Here is an 18838-nt window from a genome sequence, read left to right on the forward strand (position 1 = left end):
GTTTCGTTTCCGTCAACAACTTTTTTATATTTTGTTTCGTTAAGTTCTGTGCGGTGCGCCGCTCTCTTAACGCGACAAGTAATAATATATCATGGCTATAAATCTATTGCAATACCTTTTTCAAAAAAAGTTATATTCTTTTCAAACACTTCTATTCATAGATACATAAGGACACATAAATAGAAGGGAAGGGGCTACTCCCCCTTCCCTTCTATAGTACCCATATATGGATGGCCGCCAAGGAAACTACTCCGGGGAAGCCCAGTATAGTGGCAACTGCAGCAGTGAAGACATTAATAGGAACATGCAGTCCGAACTGGGCACCGAACAGGTTGACGAAGAACAACAGAATAACAGCAACGATCAACTTCGTAACCGCTTGTCCGGCAAACTTTATCGGTGAAGAAGGCAAACCGATGATCAACAGAAACGGTATAGCCAGTCCCAATAATAGAAGAACGAGCACCGGATCCATAAAAAACCCCCTATCCATGTAAACTGTTTCTATAAACAGTGTATGTTCATGGATAAGGGGTTAGTACCACCTTTAAGAGAGTGCGTTGATTCCTCTGTAACGTGCTTCTCTTAATAAGTAGAAGTATTTCGCTTTATAAAGAGCAAGATCCTTCAAACCTTCTTCACTAGGTTCGATGCTTTGTTCAATTATATTGTTTAATGTTTCCCATTCCTGTTTCATCTTCTTTATATGAATAAGAAGATCCTGGTCGAACTCTTTTTTGATCTTATTTTTTCGCCCTAACAATCGGAACACCTCTTTACAGTTCTCTCCGACCTTCCAGCGCTTTGGATAAGGTCACTTCATCTGCGTACTCCAAGTCTCCCCCCACAGGTAAGCCGTGAGCGATTCTGGTCATACGAATTCCCGAAGGCTTTACGAGCCTGGAAATATACATCGCTGTCGCTTCTCCTTCTATATTGGGGTTCGTCGCAAGGATCAGCTCTTCGATTCCTTCATCTTTCAGACGATTAATCAGACTTGGAACGTTGATGTCTTCCGGTCCAATACCGTCCATAGGTGAAATCGCCCCGTGAAGTACGTGGTACTTCCCGCGGAATTCTTTCATTTTCTCCATGGCGATGACGTCTTTTGGATCCTGAACGACACAGATAAGCGTCTGATCTCTGGATTCGTCCTGACAGATAGAGCATGGGTCTTGGTCGGTGATGTGTCCGCAAACCGTACAATGGGTCAACTCCCTCTTCGCATTAACGAGGGATTTCGCAAAATCAAGCACATCGTCTTCTTCCATTTCTAAAACGAAAAAGGCCAGGCGAACGGCCGTTTTCGGACCGATTCCCGGCAGTTTCGTAAAACTGTCGATCAGTTTTGATATTGGTTCCGGATAATACATAAGAACTCCTCCTAGAACATTCCCCCAGGCATGCCTTTCGTGAATTGTCCCATCGTGTCATTCGTTTTCTCATCGACTTGCTTCAACACATCGTTGGTTGCGGCAATGATCAAATCCTGCAGCATTTCTACGTCATCAGGATCCACAACATCTTCATGGATCTCGACGTCTGTCACTTCTTTCTTACCGTTGGCTGTGACTTTCACCATACCACCACCGGCAGATGCTTCAAATGTCATTTCATAGAGCTCTTCCTGAGCTTTCATCATTTTCTTCTGCATCTTCTGCATTTGTTTCATCATATTATTCATATTTCCTCCACCACGCATGGGGCATTCCTCCTTTAGTTCATTCCATTTTAATCTTGTATTTCTATCAAATCGTCCCCGAAGTGCTTACGCGCCTCTGTGACGAGTGGTTCTTCCTCGTTTCCTGCTGAAGGAGACCCTTCTTCTCCGTCCGGTCCACCCTCTCCGTCATCCGGATTATGCTTCTGCTTACGGACGTATTCTTCCCGGATCTCCTGCCAGTTCGCTTCTGGTATCGGAATAATGGTCAAAGGCTTTCCGACAAATTCTGTAAGCAGGGGCTCAATCGTACTCTGATGTTCGAGCGCGAGAGAACAGTGAATATCATAACGGAAAGCCAGGACAAGAGCTTTTGGTGAAGCTGCTCTCGGTTTACTATTCAGAAGCGTCGCGTGTGCAGGCGCATTGTTCTGCTTCAACGCTTCCATAAAGTCAGCCCAGCGCCCCTGCACATTCTTGATTTCCTCTTTGGATGCTTCATTCAGCACCTGTCTGATCCGCTCGTAAGGTACATTATACCCTTTTCTTCCTGACTTTGCAGGGGCACGCTTTTGACGGGCAGGCGTCTGTGAACCCGCTTCCGGAGCGCGCTGCTTCAGAGCAGTCAGTTGTTTCTCCAGTTCATCGATTTTTTTGCTGAGCTGATCGACGACGCCGGACTGGACAGGTGCCGCCTTTGATTCTCCGCCGCCCCTAACTTCGACCATATTCAACATGGCTATCTCAATGAATACTTTCGGACTGGTCGTCCACTTCATTTCCTGCTGACAGTTGTTCAACTCCCGAATAGCCTGCTGGATCCATGCCGGCGTTAACTCGCCTGATAGTTCACGGAAAGAGGGATCCGGTATCGCCCGCTCCAAATTATGTTCTAAATCCGGAGCACTTTGAAACAATAGTAAGTCGCGAAGGTAATAAATCAAATCAAAGACGAATCGACCTGGATCTTTCCCTTGCTGGATCAAATCATCGACTGCTTCCAAAGCTGCCTTGGCATCCTGATCAAGCAGCGCCCGGATAACGTTAGTGAGCTTCGCTTGGGATACTGATCCTGTGACAGCAAGCACATCATCAATCGTAACCTCTTCATCGCTGTAGGAAACGGCCTGATCCAACAGACTAAGCGCATCCCTCATGCCGCCCTCTGCTGTCAGAGCCACGATTTCAAGTGCCTCTTTTTCAATCGTAATGTTTTCCGCTGCCGTAATCTTCTCCATACGGCCGACCATCGCCTTCTGGGAAATCCGTTTGAAATCAAAACGCTGGCATCGGGATATGATCGTTAACGGAATCTTGTGTGGTTCGGTCGTCGCCAAAATGAATAGGACGTGTTTCGGGGGCTCTTCCAATGTCTTTAACAGGGCGTTGAAGGCACCCATGGACAGCATGTGTACTTCATCAATGATATACACCTTATAGGGTACAGCACTTGGTGCGTATTTCACCTTGTCCCTGATTTCCCGGATCTGTTCGACGCCATTGTTGGATGCGGCATCAATTTCAATAACATCCGAGATGGAACCGTCCTGGATTCCCAGGCAAGCGTCACACTCGTTGCACGGTTCTTTGACAGGAGCACGCTCACAGTTGACCGCCTGGGCAAAAATCTTCGCCGCACTCGTCTTCCCCGTCCCCCGTGGACCGGAGAATAAGTACGCATGAGAAAACTTATTCTGCTCGATGGCATTCTGCAACGTCCGTGTAATGTGTTCTTGTCCGACGACTCCCTCGAAATTCCGCGGGCGCCAAACACGATATAACGCCTGATAGCTCATAAAACCGTTCTCCCTTTTTAGTCTCGTGTCCATTATACCTGATAGGAGGTTGCGATGTGAACCGTATCCATCCGGTAGAAAAAGAGCCGCTATGACCAAATGATCATAGCGGCTCTCCGATGTATGTATTACGTATTTGGAACTTCCTATGTAATGCCGTGCACCCATCTTCGATGATACGACCCTAAGCGTTACTTATGGTTATGGCTCGACCCAGGCACTCCCGCGGCACACGAGAGAGTCAGCTTACTGCTGCTTCCTTCCGGATCTGACAGGGTTCACTGGTTCCCGTTGCGCAGGACCTGAGTGTCAACACCACTCACATAAGGCAGACCTTAAGGCCGTACCACCTCGGATGGGGATTCGGCCTCGCTATAGCGGATTGCGAGTACAGGGCACCGCTACCTCCCCGCTTAGCACGGCATAAACTAGTATATCGACTTTCCACGAAAAATGCAATGATTAGCGGCTTTATTTGTCCTCGGCACGGGATTTTTTCTTGCGGTCCCGCAGCTTACGAAAGAATAGAGACAATATTTCTCCGCACGTTTCCTCAAGAACCCCGGGAACAACCTCTGCCTTATGATTAAAACGATCCTCATCAAGCAGATTCATCAACGTCCCCGCACACCCGGCTTTCGGGTCTCTTGCTCCATAGACGACCCTTGGAATCCTCGACTGCACGATCGCTCCGGCGCACATCGGACAGGGTTCTAAGGTGACGTACAGCGTACAATCTTCCAACCGCCAGCTGCCGATGCGTTTGTTCGCCCTTTCGATAGCGATAAATTCTGCATGGGAAGAGGCGAGCTGGGATGTCTCCCGCTGATTGTAGCCTGTGGCAATGACTTCATCCTCCAACACGATAACAGCACCGATCGGGACTTCGCCCTCTGCTTCTGCTTTCTTTGCTTCCTCTATCGCAAGGTTCATATATTTCATGTCCTGATCCATAGCTTCCTCCTAGTTATATAAAAAGAATAATCTGGAAAGGTTGTTTCATACAATTGATAAAGATGAGAAAGGAGTGACGCCCATGCAAATCCATGTCGTTCAGCAGGGAGATACCGTCTTCTCTATCGCTGGTCTTTATGATAGTACGCCAAGTGCCATTATTACGGCAAATGAATTGGAGACACCCGGGGATCTGGTCATCGGCCAGGCGCTGGTCATCCCGATTGTCGGCCAGTTTTATTTCGTTCAGCCCGGTGACACTTTATCTTCCATAGCGCGAGCCTTTAACACGACTGCCGCCGCACTCGCACAGGTAAACGGTATTGCTCCAAATGCACCGCTGTCCGTCGGTTTACGTTTGTACATTCCCCAACAACCGCCTGTTCCGATTTCGACAAATGCTTATGTGGAACCGTTTGGTGGGGAGGTGTCGGAAGCACTGGAGACGGCAGCAGAAATCCGATCGCCACAGCTCACTTACTTGGCACCTTTCAGCTACCGGATTCAGACGGATGGGACATTGAAAGCACCACCTCTGGATGATTTCAAGAACATCGCTCAAAAAAACGACACCTCCTTGATGATGGTGGTTACGAACTTAACCGACGACGGATTCAGCGCAGAACTGGGGAGATCGATTCTGACCAATGAAACGCTTCAGAATAAGCTGCTCGATAACATTGTAAAAACAGCAAAGGAAACCGGCTTCCGTGACGTCCATTTTGACATGGAATTCCTGCCTCCGGAGCTTAGGGAGAATTATAATCAATTCTTACGGAAAGCGAAACAGCGGTTATCCTCGGAAGACTTGTTAATGTCGACAGCTCTGGCACCGAAGACAAGTGCCGATCAGAAAGGGGCCTGGTATGAAGCACATGATTACCGCGCGCATGGAGAAATTGCGGACTTTGTCGTTCTGATGACATATGAATGGGGATACAGCGGGGGGCCTCCAATGGCTGTTTCACCAATCGGTCCTGTAACAGAAGTTGTCGATTATGCGTTGACGGAAATGCCGGCGAACAAAATTCTCCTCGGCCAGAACTTGTATGGCTATGATTGGACTCTGCCTTATGAGCCGGGCGGACCTTTCGCCAAAGCCGTAAGCCCTCAGCGTGCCATACAAATCGCACGAGAGAATAATGTTCCCATTTCCTATGATCAAAAATCCCAGGCACCTTTTTTCACGTATACGGATGCATCCACAAGCAAAGAACACGAAGTATGGTTTGAAGATGCACGATCGATCCAGAAAAAATTCGACCTGATCAAAGACAGAGGTCTCTTAGGCATCAGCTATTGGAAGCTGGGGTTATCCTTCCCGCAAAACTGGCAGCTGCTCGGAAGCCGGTTCAGTATTGAGAAGGTTTAATCCTGTTTTCGGACTACAGCCACTGTCTTATGACGTACTTCTTCCTTCTGATAGGCAGCGAGCAGTCCTTTATCGGAAATATCCTGTTTCCCTACACGTCGATAGGGGATGTCTATTTCAAACGGCTGAGCAAACGGGAACGGGTGGACAGAAATACGGTCCTCCGCTTCCCAATCAGCACGAATGCCTTCCGGAGCAACATCAAACGTTTGTGGGAATCCATTACGAAACCAAGGTACTTCTTCTTCCTTCGGGACGTCCGGACCTGTCATACAAAGGAAAAGAGAAAGATCGTCGCAGAACTGCAGCCTTCGGAAGTGGAGCTGGTAGATATCTTCCGGGATATCCATGTCCATTTGTTCAAACAGTCTGGAGCGGCGATTTTTTTCTTCTTCTATAAAATTTCGCTCCTCTTGAACGCCGCTGTCTTCATTGAAGAAAGACGCATAATGCATGCTGCATAGAATACCGGCGTACAAGGATTGTTCTTCCACCTCTTCTATACCTCTGCGGTACGCCTCTATCTTCTCTGCCAATGGATAATCGATAAAAGAATAAGGACGCTGCTTTTCCTCATTCCAGGCAGGATTCTGATCAAGTGGAATCCAAGCACGGTCGTGTTGCTGAATCGCCCAGTCTGCCACTTCCCTGAGCTTCGAGCGCAACAAAAAATTCTTCTTCCAGAACGCGACAATTTGTCCAGATATGTAGGCATGGTCATGTTGCTGAATCATGATGAAGTGATCTTGCTTTTCTATGACAATCATAATTCTTCCTCCTCGGTAGGTATGATACGCAGATCGGTACGAGCGTCTTCTTTCATTATAAAGCAACCAGCCTGTCACCTCTACTTATGAAAAAGGAAAAAACCACAGAGCCATGCTCTGTGGTCCTTCCATAGATTAGCTTATTTCAGCAATTTTAGTGATTCCCGATTAAATGCCGGGATATCATCCGGCTGGCGGCTTGTCACCAACTGGTTCTGACAAACGACGACTTCCTCGTCTTTATAATTCACGCCTGCATATTCCATATCTACCGCGATAGACTTGAAGCCTGTCGCTGTACGACCTTCCAGAGTCTTCGCTGTAATCAACAGCTGCGGCCCATGACAAATAGCGAATACCGGTTTCTTTTCATCCATAAAGTGTTTCACGAACGATACGAATTTATCATCGGCACGGAGAATGTCCGGGGAGAATCCACCAGGGATTAACAGCGCATCGAAATCGTCCGGCTTCACATCATCGATGGATGCATCGATCTTCACCGTCGCATCTCCTTGTTTCCCTGTCACTTCCTTGCCTGCTTCCCATTCGATATTCGTCACTTCATGACCTTCTCCAGTGAAAGCATCGGCAGGTTGTGTATATTCCACGTCTTCAAAGTTTGATGTAATGACACAAGCAATCTTACTCATTTCTTACCATCTCCTTGACTTCATTGTGGTTTATTGTGAATACATCCTTTGTCTTCCCTCATCGCACGAGATTAAACCAATTAATTACCATTTGGATGCTTCTGTAAATCTTTGACGGTAAATTGTTGGAAGGCGGAATCCTTCTGGTTCCTATAGATCTCCCTGCCTGCAATCGTGTTAAGGATATGGACGTTTCTGTGAACGGACAACCCCAAGTTGGTCGCTCCAGCCCCGTGTGAATGGACTAGGTCCGTCAGAGTAAAGATGTGATGCTGACGATCATCCCCAAACACAAGCTGGTAATCACGGGTCACCTTATACATTCCTTCGTCCTCCCATTCCACCTCGGACTCAAAACGGTCGTAAAACCATTTCGGAACATGCGGCTTGTAGCCGGTTGCCAGAACCACTTTCTCTGTCTCATACTCATAGTCTATCTCTTCCTGCCACTGGCGGCACTGCAGGCGGTAGCCTCTTTCGTCCGCTTCAATCCCCCTGATCTCCGTCATAGGCTGTATAAACACGCGGCTGTCTTCCTGACCCGCCGTCCGGTGATAAAGCTTGGTGTAAAGCCTCGTCAATGTTTCCGGGTCAATCCCCTTACGGAGCGGGTCAAGGGTAGAGAGGGCTTCTTTTCTGGAATCCAGGGAAAGTTCATGAAAATAATCGACAAATGCCGGTGTAAACATCTCCTGTGCGAATTTTGCCTTGTCCAGCTGAAACAATCCACCGGATCTTGTCAGAAGACTCACCTTCATATCCCCGCGCCGGTCCTGCTCCTCCAGCAAATCAAGGAACACCTCCAAGGCACTTTGACCAGAACCCACCACTGTTACATGCCCGGCCTTCAACAGCTCATCTTTCGCAAATAAATAACGACTCGTGTGCAGGACATCTTCATTTGGAAGGTGATCCATTCCGTCCAGGATAATCGGTTCGCTCCCCGTACCAAGCACGACGTGCCGGGAGAAGAACGATTTCCTCTTTCCTGTGGTGTGATCTTCGACAACCACCTCATAGTGCGGAATGGATTCATTCTTCCTATCCAATACATCGATGACGGTATGTCCAAAATGCAGATTGTCGATCTGACCCGCCACCCATTTCATATAGTGGTTGTATTCCTGCCTCGGAACCTCGAAATGACGATGGAAGAAGAAAGGGAACATCCGGTCATGCTCATAGAGATAATTCATGAACGTATAGGGACTCTTCGGATCTGCGAAGGTCACCAGATCAGCCAGGAAAGGTACCTGCAGATCCATTGTCTCGATCAACATGCCCGGGTGCCAGGCAAACTCCGGCGTCTTATCAAAAAAGATTCCGTCCACCTCTCCTTTCTGATCCATGAGAGCTGCAAGACCCAGATTATAAGGACCAATTCCAATTCCGGCGACATCATATATGTGTTGCTGCATATCATCACATCCTCTTTCTACTATTCTCTACTATGCCGTTCTGTTTGATTCCTTCCACAACTGATCCAACAGAATGACAAGGATGGTGCCGACAAGCAGACCATTGCTGAGCAGATTCTGCGCCATAGCAGGCATACCAGCGAAAACGGAGGAAGGCAGGAACATCAATCCAATACCGATGGAGAAGGAAATCCCGAGGATCATTAAACGGCGTTCGTCCAGCCGTTCACTCGTCATGTTCGACAGACCGAGACCCATCAACTGGATAAATGTAGCCAGAAGCGCTGCATTGGCAACAGGCTTCGGAATGCCGGATATGAAGGCAACAATCGGCGGGAAGAAGGACACCAGGATAAGAAGCGCCGCAGCATATAGAAACGGCGCTTTCCGCTTTTGGCCCGTCAGCTGCATAAAACCGGAAGAAGAAGCCATCGACACATTAGCAATAGCAGAAAAAAGTGCAGCAAGGCCGTGGTTGATCCCCATGAAGCTGCTTCCACGATTGATCTGTTCATATGTATAGGTCGCTTTCCCATGAATCGTCTCTGTCACTGCCACAACAGAAGCTACCAAGTTGGACAACAGGATAACGGCTATCATGAAAGCGAGCGGGATCGTATTTAACGAGAAAACAGGAGCCCCCCATGCAAACACCTCCGGAAGCGAGAAGCCTCCCCCGGCTTGTCCTCCGCCGGATCCACCGCCGGCAACTATGACATACAATACCCATCCCATTACAATTCCAATCAGAACGGCGAAACTTTTCACCCAGCCGCGTCCGGCAATAGATAAACCCAATACCAGCAGTACCGTTACGAAAGCAATGATGGCGCCGGTTGATTCAATCTGCTGTTCTCCTCCATCAATACCGAGCATTCCCTGAAGAAATGTCCCACTGAGCTGAACGGTCAATAAAAATAAAAAAGCGCCCGTTACAAACGGGGTGAAAACAAATAGCACACGGTGAGATAGACGGAACAAACCGAATAGAAGCAGGAAGATTCCCGTCCATATCATCGTCCCCTGCAGAACCTGCAATACTTCCCGGTAACTGTCTCCGGCATGGACACCCGTATAAGCCATCACGGTGAAAATACTGATCCATAATCCCGCCGGCCCTTCCATGATCGGCAGTCGATGCCCGATCCATCCTTGCAGAAGGGAGGCAAGCCCCACAACGAAAAACGTACGCTGCATTAATTCGGAAATCTCAACGAAGTTCAATTCGAATATGGCGCCGATGACAATCGGCAAGGCAACGGCATTGGCCAGAAGGAAAACGAACCATTGGATCGTTTCCATCGCATTATTTAATACTAAACTCGAATTCCTGCTCATGACTATGACACTCCCTATTTTTGTAAAACGCTTACATTTATTATTTTACCACAGGCTATCAACCCCATTTCACGTGAAACATCTTCTTGCAAAAAAGAAAACCCATGCAGCCGGGGCTGCATGGGTGGAGAAAGCTCTTTTTATTCTTCCAGTGTGGAAGTATCGCCAGTCGGAAGACCAAGCTCCCAAGACTTAAGTAATCGGCGCATAATCTTACCGCTCCGCGTCTTCGGAATCGTATCCTTGATTTCGATTTCCCTCGGTGCCGCATGGGCACTCAATCCTTTTTTAACGAATTGACGGATATCCTCCAGAAGTTCATCTGATTGTTCATATCCATCCCGAAGCGTAATGAAAGCTTTGATGATTTCCCCGCGCTCGGGATCCGGTTTACCGATGACTCCCGCTTCTGCAACGGCTTCATGCTCAATCAGCTTACTTTCTACTTCAAAAGGACCTACCCGTTCACCAGAAGTATTAATGACGTCATCCAGACGTCCCTGGAACCAGAAATAGCCTTCTTCGTCTTTGTAAGCACTGTCTCCGGAAACGTACCAGCCGTTAAGGAAATAGCTTTCGTATTTCCCTGGATTATTCCAAATGGCACGCATCATGGACGGCCATCCCTTTTTGATCGCCAGGTTACCCATCTGGTTCGCCGGAAGCTCGTTTCCTTCATTATCTACGATCGATGCTTCCACACCAGGAATCGGTTTACCCATCGATCCCGGGCGGATATCCATCGATGGATAGTTACAAATGAGCATAGCTCCTGTCTCGGTCATCCACCACGTATCGTGGATACGAAGGTCAAAAGCTTTCAACCCCCAGCTTACTACTTCTGGATTTAGGGGCTCACCGACACTTAGAATATGCCTTAAGGAAGATAAATCATAATTCTTCGCTGTCGCTTCCCCGGCACTCAGCATTTTCCGGAAAGCCGTTGGCGCGGAATACCAAACAGATACGTTCTTGTCTGCAATCGTCGCATACCAGTCATCTGGACTGAAACGGCCGCCTCGGATTACGCTCGTCACTCCATTCAGCCATGGGGCGAAGATACCGTAGCTGGTGCCCGTCACCCATCCCGGGTCAGCCGTACACCAATATACGTCATCTTCCTTAAGATCGAGTACCCATTTTCCTGTCTGGTAATGCTGGATCATCGCGTGATGGACGTGCAGAACCCCCTTCGGTTTTCCTGTCGAACCGGATGTGTAATGCAGAAGCATCCCATCTTCCAGGTCGACCCATTCGACGTCGAACTCGCTCGATGCCTGTTCCATCTCTTCCTCAAAGGAAATATAGTTCCCAGGTGCATCGCCGCCTACCAGTACGACTTGTTTTAAATTCGGAAGATCATCAGCAGGAACACGCTCCAATAACTCCGGTGTCGTGATCAGCATCGTTGCTTCACTATCCTCGAGCCTGTCGCGCACTGCCTGCTCCATGAAGGCTTCGAACAGTGGTCCTGCAATCGCACCAACCTTCATAATACCGAAGAATGCTGCATAAAATTCCGGGCTTCTCGGCATGAAAAGAAAAACGCGGTCCCCTTTATCAATACGATGCTTCTTCAATATATTGGCGAACTGATTACTCTTCTGCTTTAAATCTTCAAACGTCAGCACTTCTTCCCGGTCAGGGGCGGAAAATATAAGAGCCGCTTTGTCCTTCTTCTCCGGATCCTCTGCATGACGATCAACCGCTTCATAAGCGATATTAACCTTTCCTGTTTCATTCCACGTGAAATGACGCTTCGCTTCTTCCCACTGAAAATTCTTATACGTTTCTGTGTAGTCTTCCATGTTGTGATTGCCAGATCGAGCCGGTATTGGTTGCATGTCCATAAAATCACCTCATAAGAATTTTTGTAAACGTTTTCTGTCCGTGGCTAATGAAAGCTCTGAATCTTTCAGAGCCTGGACGCGGATATATTTTCTGAATATTAAAGGAATTATCTATATTGTAGGTGATTTCTGTAGATATTTAAAGAGGAATGTCCAAAGATTTACAGAAACAGGTCGACAGCAGGACAAAAATTGACAGCCGTTTACTCCTCCACCTATAATAAACGAAGCATAGAAAGAGGTTTCTTAGCCAACCCCTCTATAAAAAACTAAGGATGTCACTTACTACAAGTCGCAGCCCTTAGGGGTTGCGGCTTTTTTCATGTTCCATTAACTACATCACAAAGGAGAAAACATAATGCCCGGACGAAACGAAGATTCTCTTAATCTATCTCTACTGGGAAACCAGGAAACAGCTTACGCCACTACTTACGACCCGCAGGTCTTGGAGACATTCGATAATCAGCATCCGAACCGCGACTATTTCGTCAAGTTCAACTGCCCGGAGTTCACAACTCTGTGTCCAAAAACAGGCCAGCCTGACTTCGCCACCATTTATATCAGCTATGTACCGAACATTAAAATGGTCGAGAGCAAGTCCCTGAAGCTTTATCTCTTCAGCTTCCGTAACCACGGAGACTTTCATGAGGACAGTGTCAACACAATCATGAACGACCTGATCGATTTGATGGACCCTCGTTATATAGAGGTATGGGGTAAATTCACTCCACGCGGAGGTATTTCTATCGATCCTTACTGCAATTATGGAAAGCCGGGCACGAAGTTCGAACAAATGGCCGATCATCGTATGATGAACCATGACATGTATCCGGAGACGATTGACAACCGTTAAATGAAAAAGAGCTGCCACCCTTTGGTGACAGCTCTTTTTGTGTGGTATCCGGTTTATTTCTTATCGTTCTTATACTGCATATAAACGACGTGGGTGACGAGGAAGTCTTCCATTCCATGTTTCCCATCCGCACCGCCGAGGCCGGATTTACGCATGCCGGCATGGTATCCCTGAACGGCTTCGAAGTTTTCCCGGTTCACATATGTTTCACCGAACTTCAGCTCATTGACCACTCTCATCGCTTCATTCATATCGTCCGTATAGACAGAGGAAGAAAGTCCGTATTCGGTATCGTTACCTTTTTCAATCGCTTCATCTAGTGTTTTGTATGTCGTGATCGGGATGACGGGACCGAAAATTTCTTCCTGCATTATTTTGCTGTCGTGGGTGACGTTGGTCAGGATTGTAGGCTTATAGAAGTAGCCTTTATCCAAATCTCCCCGTTCACCGCCAAATTCCACCTTGGCGCCGTTCTGAACGGCTTCCTTCACCATTTCTTCCACTTCTTCCAACCGGTCTTTACTGACAAGCGGTCCAACGTCCGCTTCTTTGTTCTCCCGCGGATTTCCAATCGTCAATCCCTCGAACTGATGACGCAGCTTCTCGACGAACTCGTCTGCAATGCTTTCATGGACATAGACGCGCTCCGCATTCGTACACGCTTGTCCATTGTTGGCCAGACGGGAGGTTGTAATAGACTCCACTGCAATATCCAAATCTGCATTTGGAGTGACGATCGCCGGTGCTTTACCTCCAAGCTCCAAATTGACTTTCGTAATATTTTGAGCTGCTGCTTCCATTACTTTCGTACCCGCAGGCACACTCCCCGTCATCGTAACCATCTGCACCTCCGGATGCGTCGCTAGTCCGTTACCGATCTCCGAACCGGAACCAGTCACGACGTTATAGACACCCTTTGGAATTTCCTCCATCTTATCGATAATTTTCGTGAATTCCATCGCTGTGTTAGGCGTCTGCTGGCTCGGCTTCAGCACAATTGTGCAGCCAGTCACAAGCGCTGTCGCGACCTTACGTGCCAAAATGAAAACAGGGAAGTTCCATGGTACGATACCGGCGACAACGCCAATCGGTTTTTTATAGATGAAAATATTTTCGTTCGCACGATCACTCGGCACAATTTCCCCTTCAATCCTGCGTGCCCATTCGGACATGTATCGGAAATAATCGATGGCAAGGTCTACTTCGCCGCTGGCAAGCTCGTAATCTTTCCCTTGTTCTTCTTGAAGTAAATCGATGAAGGTAGCACGATTTGCCTCGATTTCATCTCCAAGCTTACGAACGATTCGCCCGCGTTCAATATTAGGCGTCAGCTCCCAGCCCTTTTGTGCAGCTGCAGCCGCGGAAACCGCACGTTCGACATCGTTCTTCGTCCCTTTCGGAATCTTGGAAATGACTTCTTCCGTCGCCGGATTCAGAACTTCGATCCACTCCGAGCTGTCCGATTCTGTATATTCTCCATTAATGTATAGTTTATGTTGAATCATTTTGAATGACCTCCTGTAATGGTTTACCGGGAATATTCCACTTCTTTCGCACCCCTAAACTTTCCAGTTGGTTCACGTCCCACGGAAAATAAAAAAATCTCTGTTTCCAGAGATTTCGTTTTTACCACTCCAATATGTACCCTTTTACTTTCCTTGGTGTTCCACTTTCGACCATCTGCTCTCCTTCAAAATAAGGATTCTCCACGTCAAATCGATAAGCAATTGATTCTGGTTCCAGATACAGCTTGTACTCTAAATCTGTTACCTTGTTTAGAGAAATATCCGCAACCGTCGTCTTGTTGGATTCCTCATCAATGAGAAGTATATCAATGTGCTCATATCCTTGTGTCATCAGCTTCTCCTTCATATTCATAGCATGACTCTCCCGTCCTTTTTGTCTATTAACCTTTACCCGGCCTGTCCATCACAAAAACGTAAAAACGGGAGGAAATCCCCCCGTTCTTATTTATTAATATCCGTATCCACGGCCACCTACATAAGATGCACCAATGATGATCAAAAGGATGAACAAAACAACCAACAGGGCGAAACCGCCTCCGTATCCGTATCCTCCGCTCATTTATTCCCCTCCTCTCACTTACTTTACTACCTTATTCAGATTCGGGGGGTTAGGAAGGGCGGATGCGGATTTTCATTTAAATTATCTTTTCCCTGCACCCCTTCAAAAAGGAAGGGCTCGTCTTAATGATAAATAAGCGAAGTAGAGCGATTGCGCAAAAAAGGCGATCCCCCATATCGGGGCCGGTATGATTTTAGTCGCCCTTGCCAGATTGGCGGCATCTCCAGCCTGTCCCGGAGCGACGAAACTGATCCACATAATTTCAAAAGCGCTCGTCACCGATTCGACGAGAATCAGCGAAGCAAAAAAGACCAGCGTATATTGGACAACCGTCTCATGACCGGTCCGCAGCAGCCAAAGGAACCCGGCTCCGAACGTCACGATCCAAAACACCCCATACAGGTTACGTACCCAGAAGATCAAATTAACAGCAAGGAAGGCAAGAAGAATATAGATCATCCATTGGTAGTGGCCACGCCAGATTAAATAGAAAAACAAGAAAGCAAAAAAGGATGCGAAGACGTATCCAGCCATGCTTGTCAGCACCTGTCCGAACCAGGACCGGTGCCCCGTCCACGTGAGGCCGGAAGTGTCAGGAAGGAGTGAAATCCTCCGGACCTCGCCACCAGTCAACAAAGCCATGAGAGAATGTCCGCTTTCATGGATCATCGTATTCAAAATAGCGAAATACTTCCCAACAATAGGCAACTGCGTCAAAATCAGCGCCAGGACGAGCATCAGAATGATTTGTAATTTCAAGAGTAGACCTCCTTTTCGATAAACTGTGTCGATAAATTCTTTCGCCCGTTTCTTTCCTTTGTACTATACTTAATGAAACGAAGGAGGCACGAAACATGAAGAAATTAATCGTATTATGTTCCCTCACAGCCTGTCTGTTTCTGGCCGCATGCTCCTCCCAAGCGGAAGAACAGAAAAATCAGCCGAAAGAAATAACGGTTGCTGCAGCCGCCAGTCTGACGGATGCCGTTGAAGAAGCTGCTCCCTTATTTGAAAAAGCAACCGGTACGAAAGTGAATACGACATTTGGAAGCTCCGGGAAATTAGCCAAGCAGATCGAACACGGTGCTCCGGTCGATCTATTTTTATCTGCAGACGGAATGTGGGTCGATGAATTAGAAGAAAAAGAACTTGCCGATACAGAAACACGGACGAATTTTGCTGCCAACCGCATCGTATTGATTACACCAAAGGGTCAGTCGAAAGAAAATGCCCTCACGTTCAAGAGCCTGAATAAGGTCCCGGGTGAGCAAACAATTGCAATCGGTAATCCAGACAGCGTTCCCGCTGGTTCTTATACGAAGCAGGCACTGGAAAAGATTCAATTGTGGAAGGATTTGAAAGATCAGCTTGTCTACGCCAGTGATGTCCGCCAGGTGCTGGCTTATGTAGAATCAGGCGAGGCTGCTTACGGGTTCGTTTATGCAAGTGATGCAGAGATTTCGGATAACATTCAGGTCGTCGAACAAGTGGACAAAAATCTACATAATCCGATCACATACCCAGGAATCCTTATTTCAAAAAGCCGGACTAAGGATCAAGCAGAAGCCTTCTTATCCTTCTTAAAGGAAGATCAGGGACAGGACATCCTGCGGAAATATGGGTTTGAGGTAGAGGGCTGACACGGTGAGTTATTATCCGCTCTACCTATCCCTCAAAGTAGCAGCCATCGCAACCGTTTTTGTTTTTCTTACGGGGACTCTGGCAGCAAGGTGGATTTCCAGACGAATATTTCCCGGGAAAAGTGTCCTGGAGTCTATTTTCCTCATGCCGCTGGTACTTCCGCCGACTGTAACCGGATTCGCCCTTTTATATCTGTTCGGCTCTAATGGATTCATCGGCAGCTGGCTGATGGAATCGTTCGGCATCCGGGTCATCTTCTCCTGGACAGGAGCGGTAATCGCTTCAACGGTGGTCGCTTTTCCACTCATGTATCAAAGCGCCTCCGCCGCTTTTGCCAACTACGATAAAGATTTGGAAAACGCCGCACTTACAATGGGAGCATCGAAGTGGAAAGTGTTCTTCACGATCTCTCTTCCCCTAGCATGGCCCGGCTTATTGGCAGGTCTCGTCATGACATTCGCAAGGTCACTGGGCGAGTTCGGCGCAACCCTTATGATCGCCGGCTACATCCCCGGGAAGACCGATACCATTCCACTCGCAATTTATTTTGCTGTCGAATCCGGACGAATGGAACAGGCCTACATGTGGGTACTGATTATCGTCGCACTCGGATTCAGCACCGTCCTTTGGTTGAATATATGGACGAAGAAGAAAATCTCCTCCCATCCTCATTAAAAAAGCGGAAGATCCTCCGAATGGAAGATCTTCCGCTTTTTCTTTATGCCCCCGGCAGGATTCGAACCTGCGACACACGGTTTAGGAAACCGATGCTCTATCCCCTGAGCTACGGGGGCCAAAACACGTATGTTCCCTATTATACAAAATAAACCAACAATTGAAAAGAGGTACACGCTGAATTTTACGAACTCAGCTGTTACACCTTTGGGATCTATATGGTAAAATGTTAGCTGTCTGTCTACACGTATCGTTTTTTGTAAGATAACCGCGGATGCTGCTGAGCACTGCGTTGAAATAGTGAAAAGAGTTTGAAGGAGGAGAAACCATGGGGGACCTGCCTTTCATTTCCGTCGAAGGGCCCATAGGGGTCGGGAAGACGTCTTTGTCTAAAAAGCTCGCCGCCCAATTTGACTTTCATTTGTTGAAAGAAATCGTGGAGGAAAATCCGTTTTTAGGCAAATTCTATGATGATATCGAGGAATGGAGTTTCCAAACAGAAATGTTCTTTCTATGCAACCGTTTCAAGCAGCTGGAAGACATTGAACGCAAATACTTGCAGCTTGGAAAACCTGTCGTTGCCGATTACCATATATCTAAAAACATGATCTTTGCAAGACGCACCCTGAGAGAGGATCAGTTCGACAAATACGCCCGGATTTTTGACATTCTTACTCACGACATGCCGAAACCGAATATGGTCGTCTATCTGCATGCAAGTCTGGACACATTAATGGACAGGATCCGGATGCGCAATCGTGATGTAGAAGCAAACATCCAACCGTCTTATTTGGAGCAGCTCTCTAAAGATTACGATGCGTTCATGCAGCATTTTGAGAGGGAGAATCCGGACATACCGGTTATCCGATTGAACGGGGATGAGCTTGACTTCGTAAAGCGACAGGACGACCTCGACCAAATTGTCGGACTCGTGGAACAACACTTGAATAAAGGAGAAGTAATCAAATGAATGCACGTGAACGCTATGGTATACCACATGACAGCGTCATAACAATCGCCGGTACAGTTGGAGTTGGAAAGTCTACGATGACAAATGCCATTGCTGATGCCCTCCAATTCCGTACCTCCTTTGAAAAGGTGGATACGAACCCGTATCTTGATAAATTCTATCAGGATTTCGAACGCTGGAGTTTCCATCTGCAAATTTACTTCCTCGCCGAACGCTTCAAGGAACAGAAGAAAATCTTCGAATACGGAGGCGGCTTCATCCAGGACCGTTCCATCTATGAAGATACCGGGATCTTCGCCCGGATGCACTACGAGAAAGGAACGATGTCGGAAACGGATTATGAAACCTACCGCAATCTGTTTGATGCAATGGTCATGACACCGTACTTCCCTCATCCTGACCTTCTCATTTACCTGGAAGGTTCTTTTGAAGATATCCTTTCCCGCATCAAAGAACGAGGCCGGCCGATGGAACAGGAAACTCCTGTCGAATATTGGGAAGAAATGTTTAAGCGTTACGATAATTGGATCGACAATTTCAATTCCTGCCCCGTTCTTCGTCTGAACATCGCCGACTATGATGTTTTGAACGATGAATCAAGCATTGAACCGGTATTAGAGAAAATCGGCCACTTCATCCAGGAATCACGCAAATGGCGTTCCAGCCGTCTGCTCACATAAGATTCTCACCCCCTTCCAAACGGAAGGGGGTTTTTTATAAAGTATTTATGAAATCCAACGTTTCATCACTTCCTATGCTTATCATGATAAACAGGAGGGAGCACCAGCATGCCTGTTTCTACAGCG

21 protein-coding genes, 1 tRNA gene and 1 other RNA gene are annotated in these 18838 nt (G+C 47.4%); 6 read left to right on the forward strand and 17 right to left on the reverse strand.

Going from position 1 to position 18838, the window contains the following annotated elements:
• Positions 1–211: 211 nt before the first annotated feature.
• The 7 genes from D479_RS09080 to tadA all read right to left on the reverse strand — a co-directional run bounded on the left by D479_RS09080 (position 212) and on the right by tadA (position 4410).
• Positions 212–475 (reverse strand): pro-sigmaK processing inhibitor BofA family protein, encoded by a 264-nt coding sequence (locus D479_RS09080; RefSeq protein WP_008636086.1) that lies wholly within the window; start codon positions 473–475, stop codon positions 212–214.
• Between the two features lie 72 nt (positions 476–547).
• Complete coding sequence (locus tag D479_RS09085; RefSeq protein WP_008636088.1) at positions 548–763, reverse strand: YaaL family protein; 216 nt, start codon at positions 761–763, stop codon at positions 548–550.
• Positions 764–776: 13 nt separating this feature from the next.
• The gene (recR, locus tag D479_RS09090; protein WP_008636091.1) at positions 777–1373 is read right to left on the reverse strand and encodes a recombination mediator RecR; all 597 of its coding nucleotides are present in this window, start codon (positions 1371–1373) and stop codon (positions 777–779) included.
• An 11-nt stretch (positions 1374–1384) separates the two neighbouring features.
• Positions 1385–1702, reverse strand: coding sequence for a YbaB/EbfC family nucleoid-associated protein (locus tag D479_RS09095; RefSeq protein WP_008636093.1), 318 nt, complete (start codon positions 1700–1702; stop codon positions 1385–1387).
• Positions 1703–1731: 29 nt separating this feature from the next.
• On the reverse strand, positions 1732–3456 hold the full coding sequence (dnaX, locus tag D479_RS09100; RefSeq protein WP_008636095.1) for a DNA polymerase III subunit gamma/tau: 1725 nt from the start codon (positions 3454–3456) through the stop codon (positions 1732–1734).
• Positions 3457–3612: 156 nt separating this feature from the next.
• An RNA gene (ffs, locus tag D479_RS20190) (signal recognition particle sRNA large type) lies at positions 3613–3878 on the reverse strand.
• A 49-nt stretch (positions 3879–3927) separates the two neighbouring features.
• Positions 3928–4410, reverse strand: a complete 483-nt coding sequence (gene tadA / locus D479_RS09105; protein WP_008636096.1) for a tRNA adenosine(34) deaminase TadA — start codon at positions 4408–4410, stop codon at positions 3928–3930.
• Positions 4411–4492: 82 nt separating this feature from the next.
• Between tadA and D479_RS09110 the strand changes: the two genes are divergently transcribed.
• Positions 4493–5782 (forward strand): glycoside hydrolase family 18 protein, encoded by a 1290-nt coding sequence (locus D479_RS09110; RefSeq protein ID WP_008636097.1) that lies wholly within the window; start codon positions 4493–4495, stop codon positions 5780–5782.
• Here D479_RS09110 and D479_RS09115 read toward each other — a convergent pair.
• The 5 genes from D479_RS09115 to acsA form a co-directional block, all read right to left on the reverse strand.
• Positions 5779–6549, reverse strand: coding sequence for a DUF3891 family protein (locus tag D479_RS09115; protein WP_008636098.1), 771 nt, complete (start codon positions 6547–6549; stop codon positions 5779–5781). The two genes, D479_RS09110 and D479_RS09115, sit on opposite strands and share 4 nt — an antisense overlap.
• Before the next feature lie 140 nt (positions 6550–6689).
• On the reverse strand, positions 6690–7202 hold the full coding sequence (locus tag D479_RS09120; protein WP_008636099.1) for a type 1 glutamine amidotransferase domain-containing protein: 513 nt from the start codon (positions 7200–7202) through the stop codon (positions 6690–6692).
• 80 nt (positions 7203–7282) lie between these two features.
• Positions 7283–8620: a SidA/IucD/PvdA family monooxygenase gene (locus D479_RS09125; RefSeq protein WP_008636100.1), complete on the reverse strand. Its 1338-nt coding sequence runs from the start codon at positions 8618–8620 to the stop codon at positions 7283–7285.
• 30 nt (positions 8621–8650) lie between these two features.
• On the reverse strand, positions 8651–9958 hold the full coding sequence (locus tag D479_RS09130; protein WP_008636101.1) for a purine/pyrimidine permease: 1308 nt from the start codon (positions 9956–9958) through the stop codon (positions 8651–8653).
• Between the two features lie 140 nt (positions 9959–10098).
• Entirely contained in the window at positions 10099–11808 is a 1710-nt protein-coding gene (gene acsA, locus D479_RS09135; protein WP_008636102.1) for an acetate--CoA ligase, read from the reverse strand.
• Between the two features lie 358 nt (positions 11809–12166).
• Between acsA and queF the strand changes: the two genes are divergently transcribed.
• Positions 12167–12661, forward strand: a complete 495-nt coding sequence (gene queF, locus D479_RS09140; RefSeq protein ID WP_008636103.1) for a preQ(1) synthase — start codon at positions 12167–12169, stop codon at positions 12659–12661.
• A gap of 53 nt (positions 12662–12714) precedes the next feature.
• Here queF and aldA read toward each other — a convergent pair whose 3' ends face one another.
• The 4 genes from aldA to D479_RS09155 all read right to left on the reverse strand — a co-directional run bounded on the left by aldA (position 12715) and on the right by D479_RS09155 (position 15505).
• Positions 12715–14166, reverse strand: coding sequence for an aldehyde dehydrogenase (aldA, locus tag D479_RS09145; RefSeq protein ID WP_008636105.1), 1452 nt, complete (start codon positions 14164–14166; stop codon positions 12715–12717).
• A gap of 121 nt (positions 14167–14287) precedes the next feature.
• On the reverse strand, positions 14288–14539 hold the full coding sequence (locus tag D479_RS09150; protein ID WP_008636107.1) for a hypothetical protein: 252 nt from the start codon (positions 14537–14539) through the stop codon (positions 14288–14290).
• 96 nt (positions 14540–14635) lie between these two features.
• Positions 14636–14746 (reverse strand): YjcZ family sporulation protein, encoded by a 111-nt coding sequence (locus D479_RS20195; protein WP_008636109.1) that lies wholly within the window; start codon positions 14744–14746, stop codon positions 14636–14638.
• 102 nt (positions 14747–14848) lie between these two features.
• Positions 14849–15505 carry a M50 family metallopeptidase gene (locus tag D479_RS09155; protein WP_008636122.1) on the reverse strand — a complete coding sequence of 219 codons (657 nt, stop codon included), beginning with the start codon at positions 15503–15505 and terminating at the stop codon, positions 14849–14851.
• Between the two features lie 95 nt (positions 15506–15600).
• Between D479_RS09155 and modA the strand changes: the two genes are divergently transcribed.
• Both modA and modB read left to right on the forward strand, forming a co-directional pair.
• On the forward strand, positions 15601–16386 hold the full coding sequence (modA, locus tag D479_RS09160) for a molybdate ABC transporter substrate-binding protein (protein WP_008636126.1): 786 nt from the start codon (positions 15601–15603) through the stop codon (positions 16384–16386).
• Positions 16387–16390: 4 nt separating this feature from the next.
• Positions 16391–17062: a molybdate ABC transporter permease subunit gene (modB, locus tag D479_RS09165; RefSeq protein WP_008636128.1), complete on the forward strand. Its 672-nt coding sequence runs from the start codon at positions 16391–16393 to the stop codon at positions 17060–17062.
• 46 nt (positions 17063–17108) lie between these two features.
• Here the strand turns inward: modB and D479_RS09170 are convergent.
• Positions 17109–17181: transfer RNA gene (locus D479_RS09170), tRNA-Arg, on the reverse strand.
• A gap of 209 nt (positions 17182–17390) precedes the next feature.
• Between D479_RS09170 and D479_RS09175 the strand changes: the two genes are divergently transcribed.
• Positions 17391–18032, forward strand: coding sequence for a deoxynucleoside kinase (locus D479_RS09175; RefSeq protein WP_008636130.1), 642 nt, complete (start codon positions 17391–17393; stop codon positions 18030–18032).
• Positions 18029–18712, forward strand: a complete 684-nt coding sequence (locus D479_RS09180) for a deoxynucleoside kinase (protein WP_008636132.1) — start codon at positions 18029–18031, stop codon at positions 18710–18712. Before D479_RS09175 ends, D479_RS09180 begins: the two co-directional genes overlap by 4 nt.
• Positions 18713–18838 lie beyond the last annotated feature (126 nt).

The sequence above is a fragment of the Halobacillus sp. BAB-2008 genome, from assembly GCF_000328325.1.
In the GTDB taxonomy this organism is placed as follows: Bacteria; Bacillota; Bacilli; order Bacillales; family Halobacillaceae; genus Halobacillus.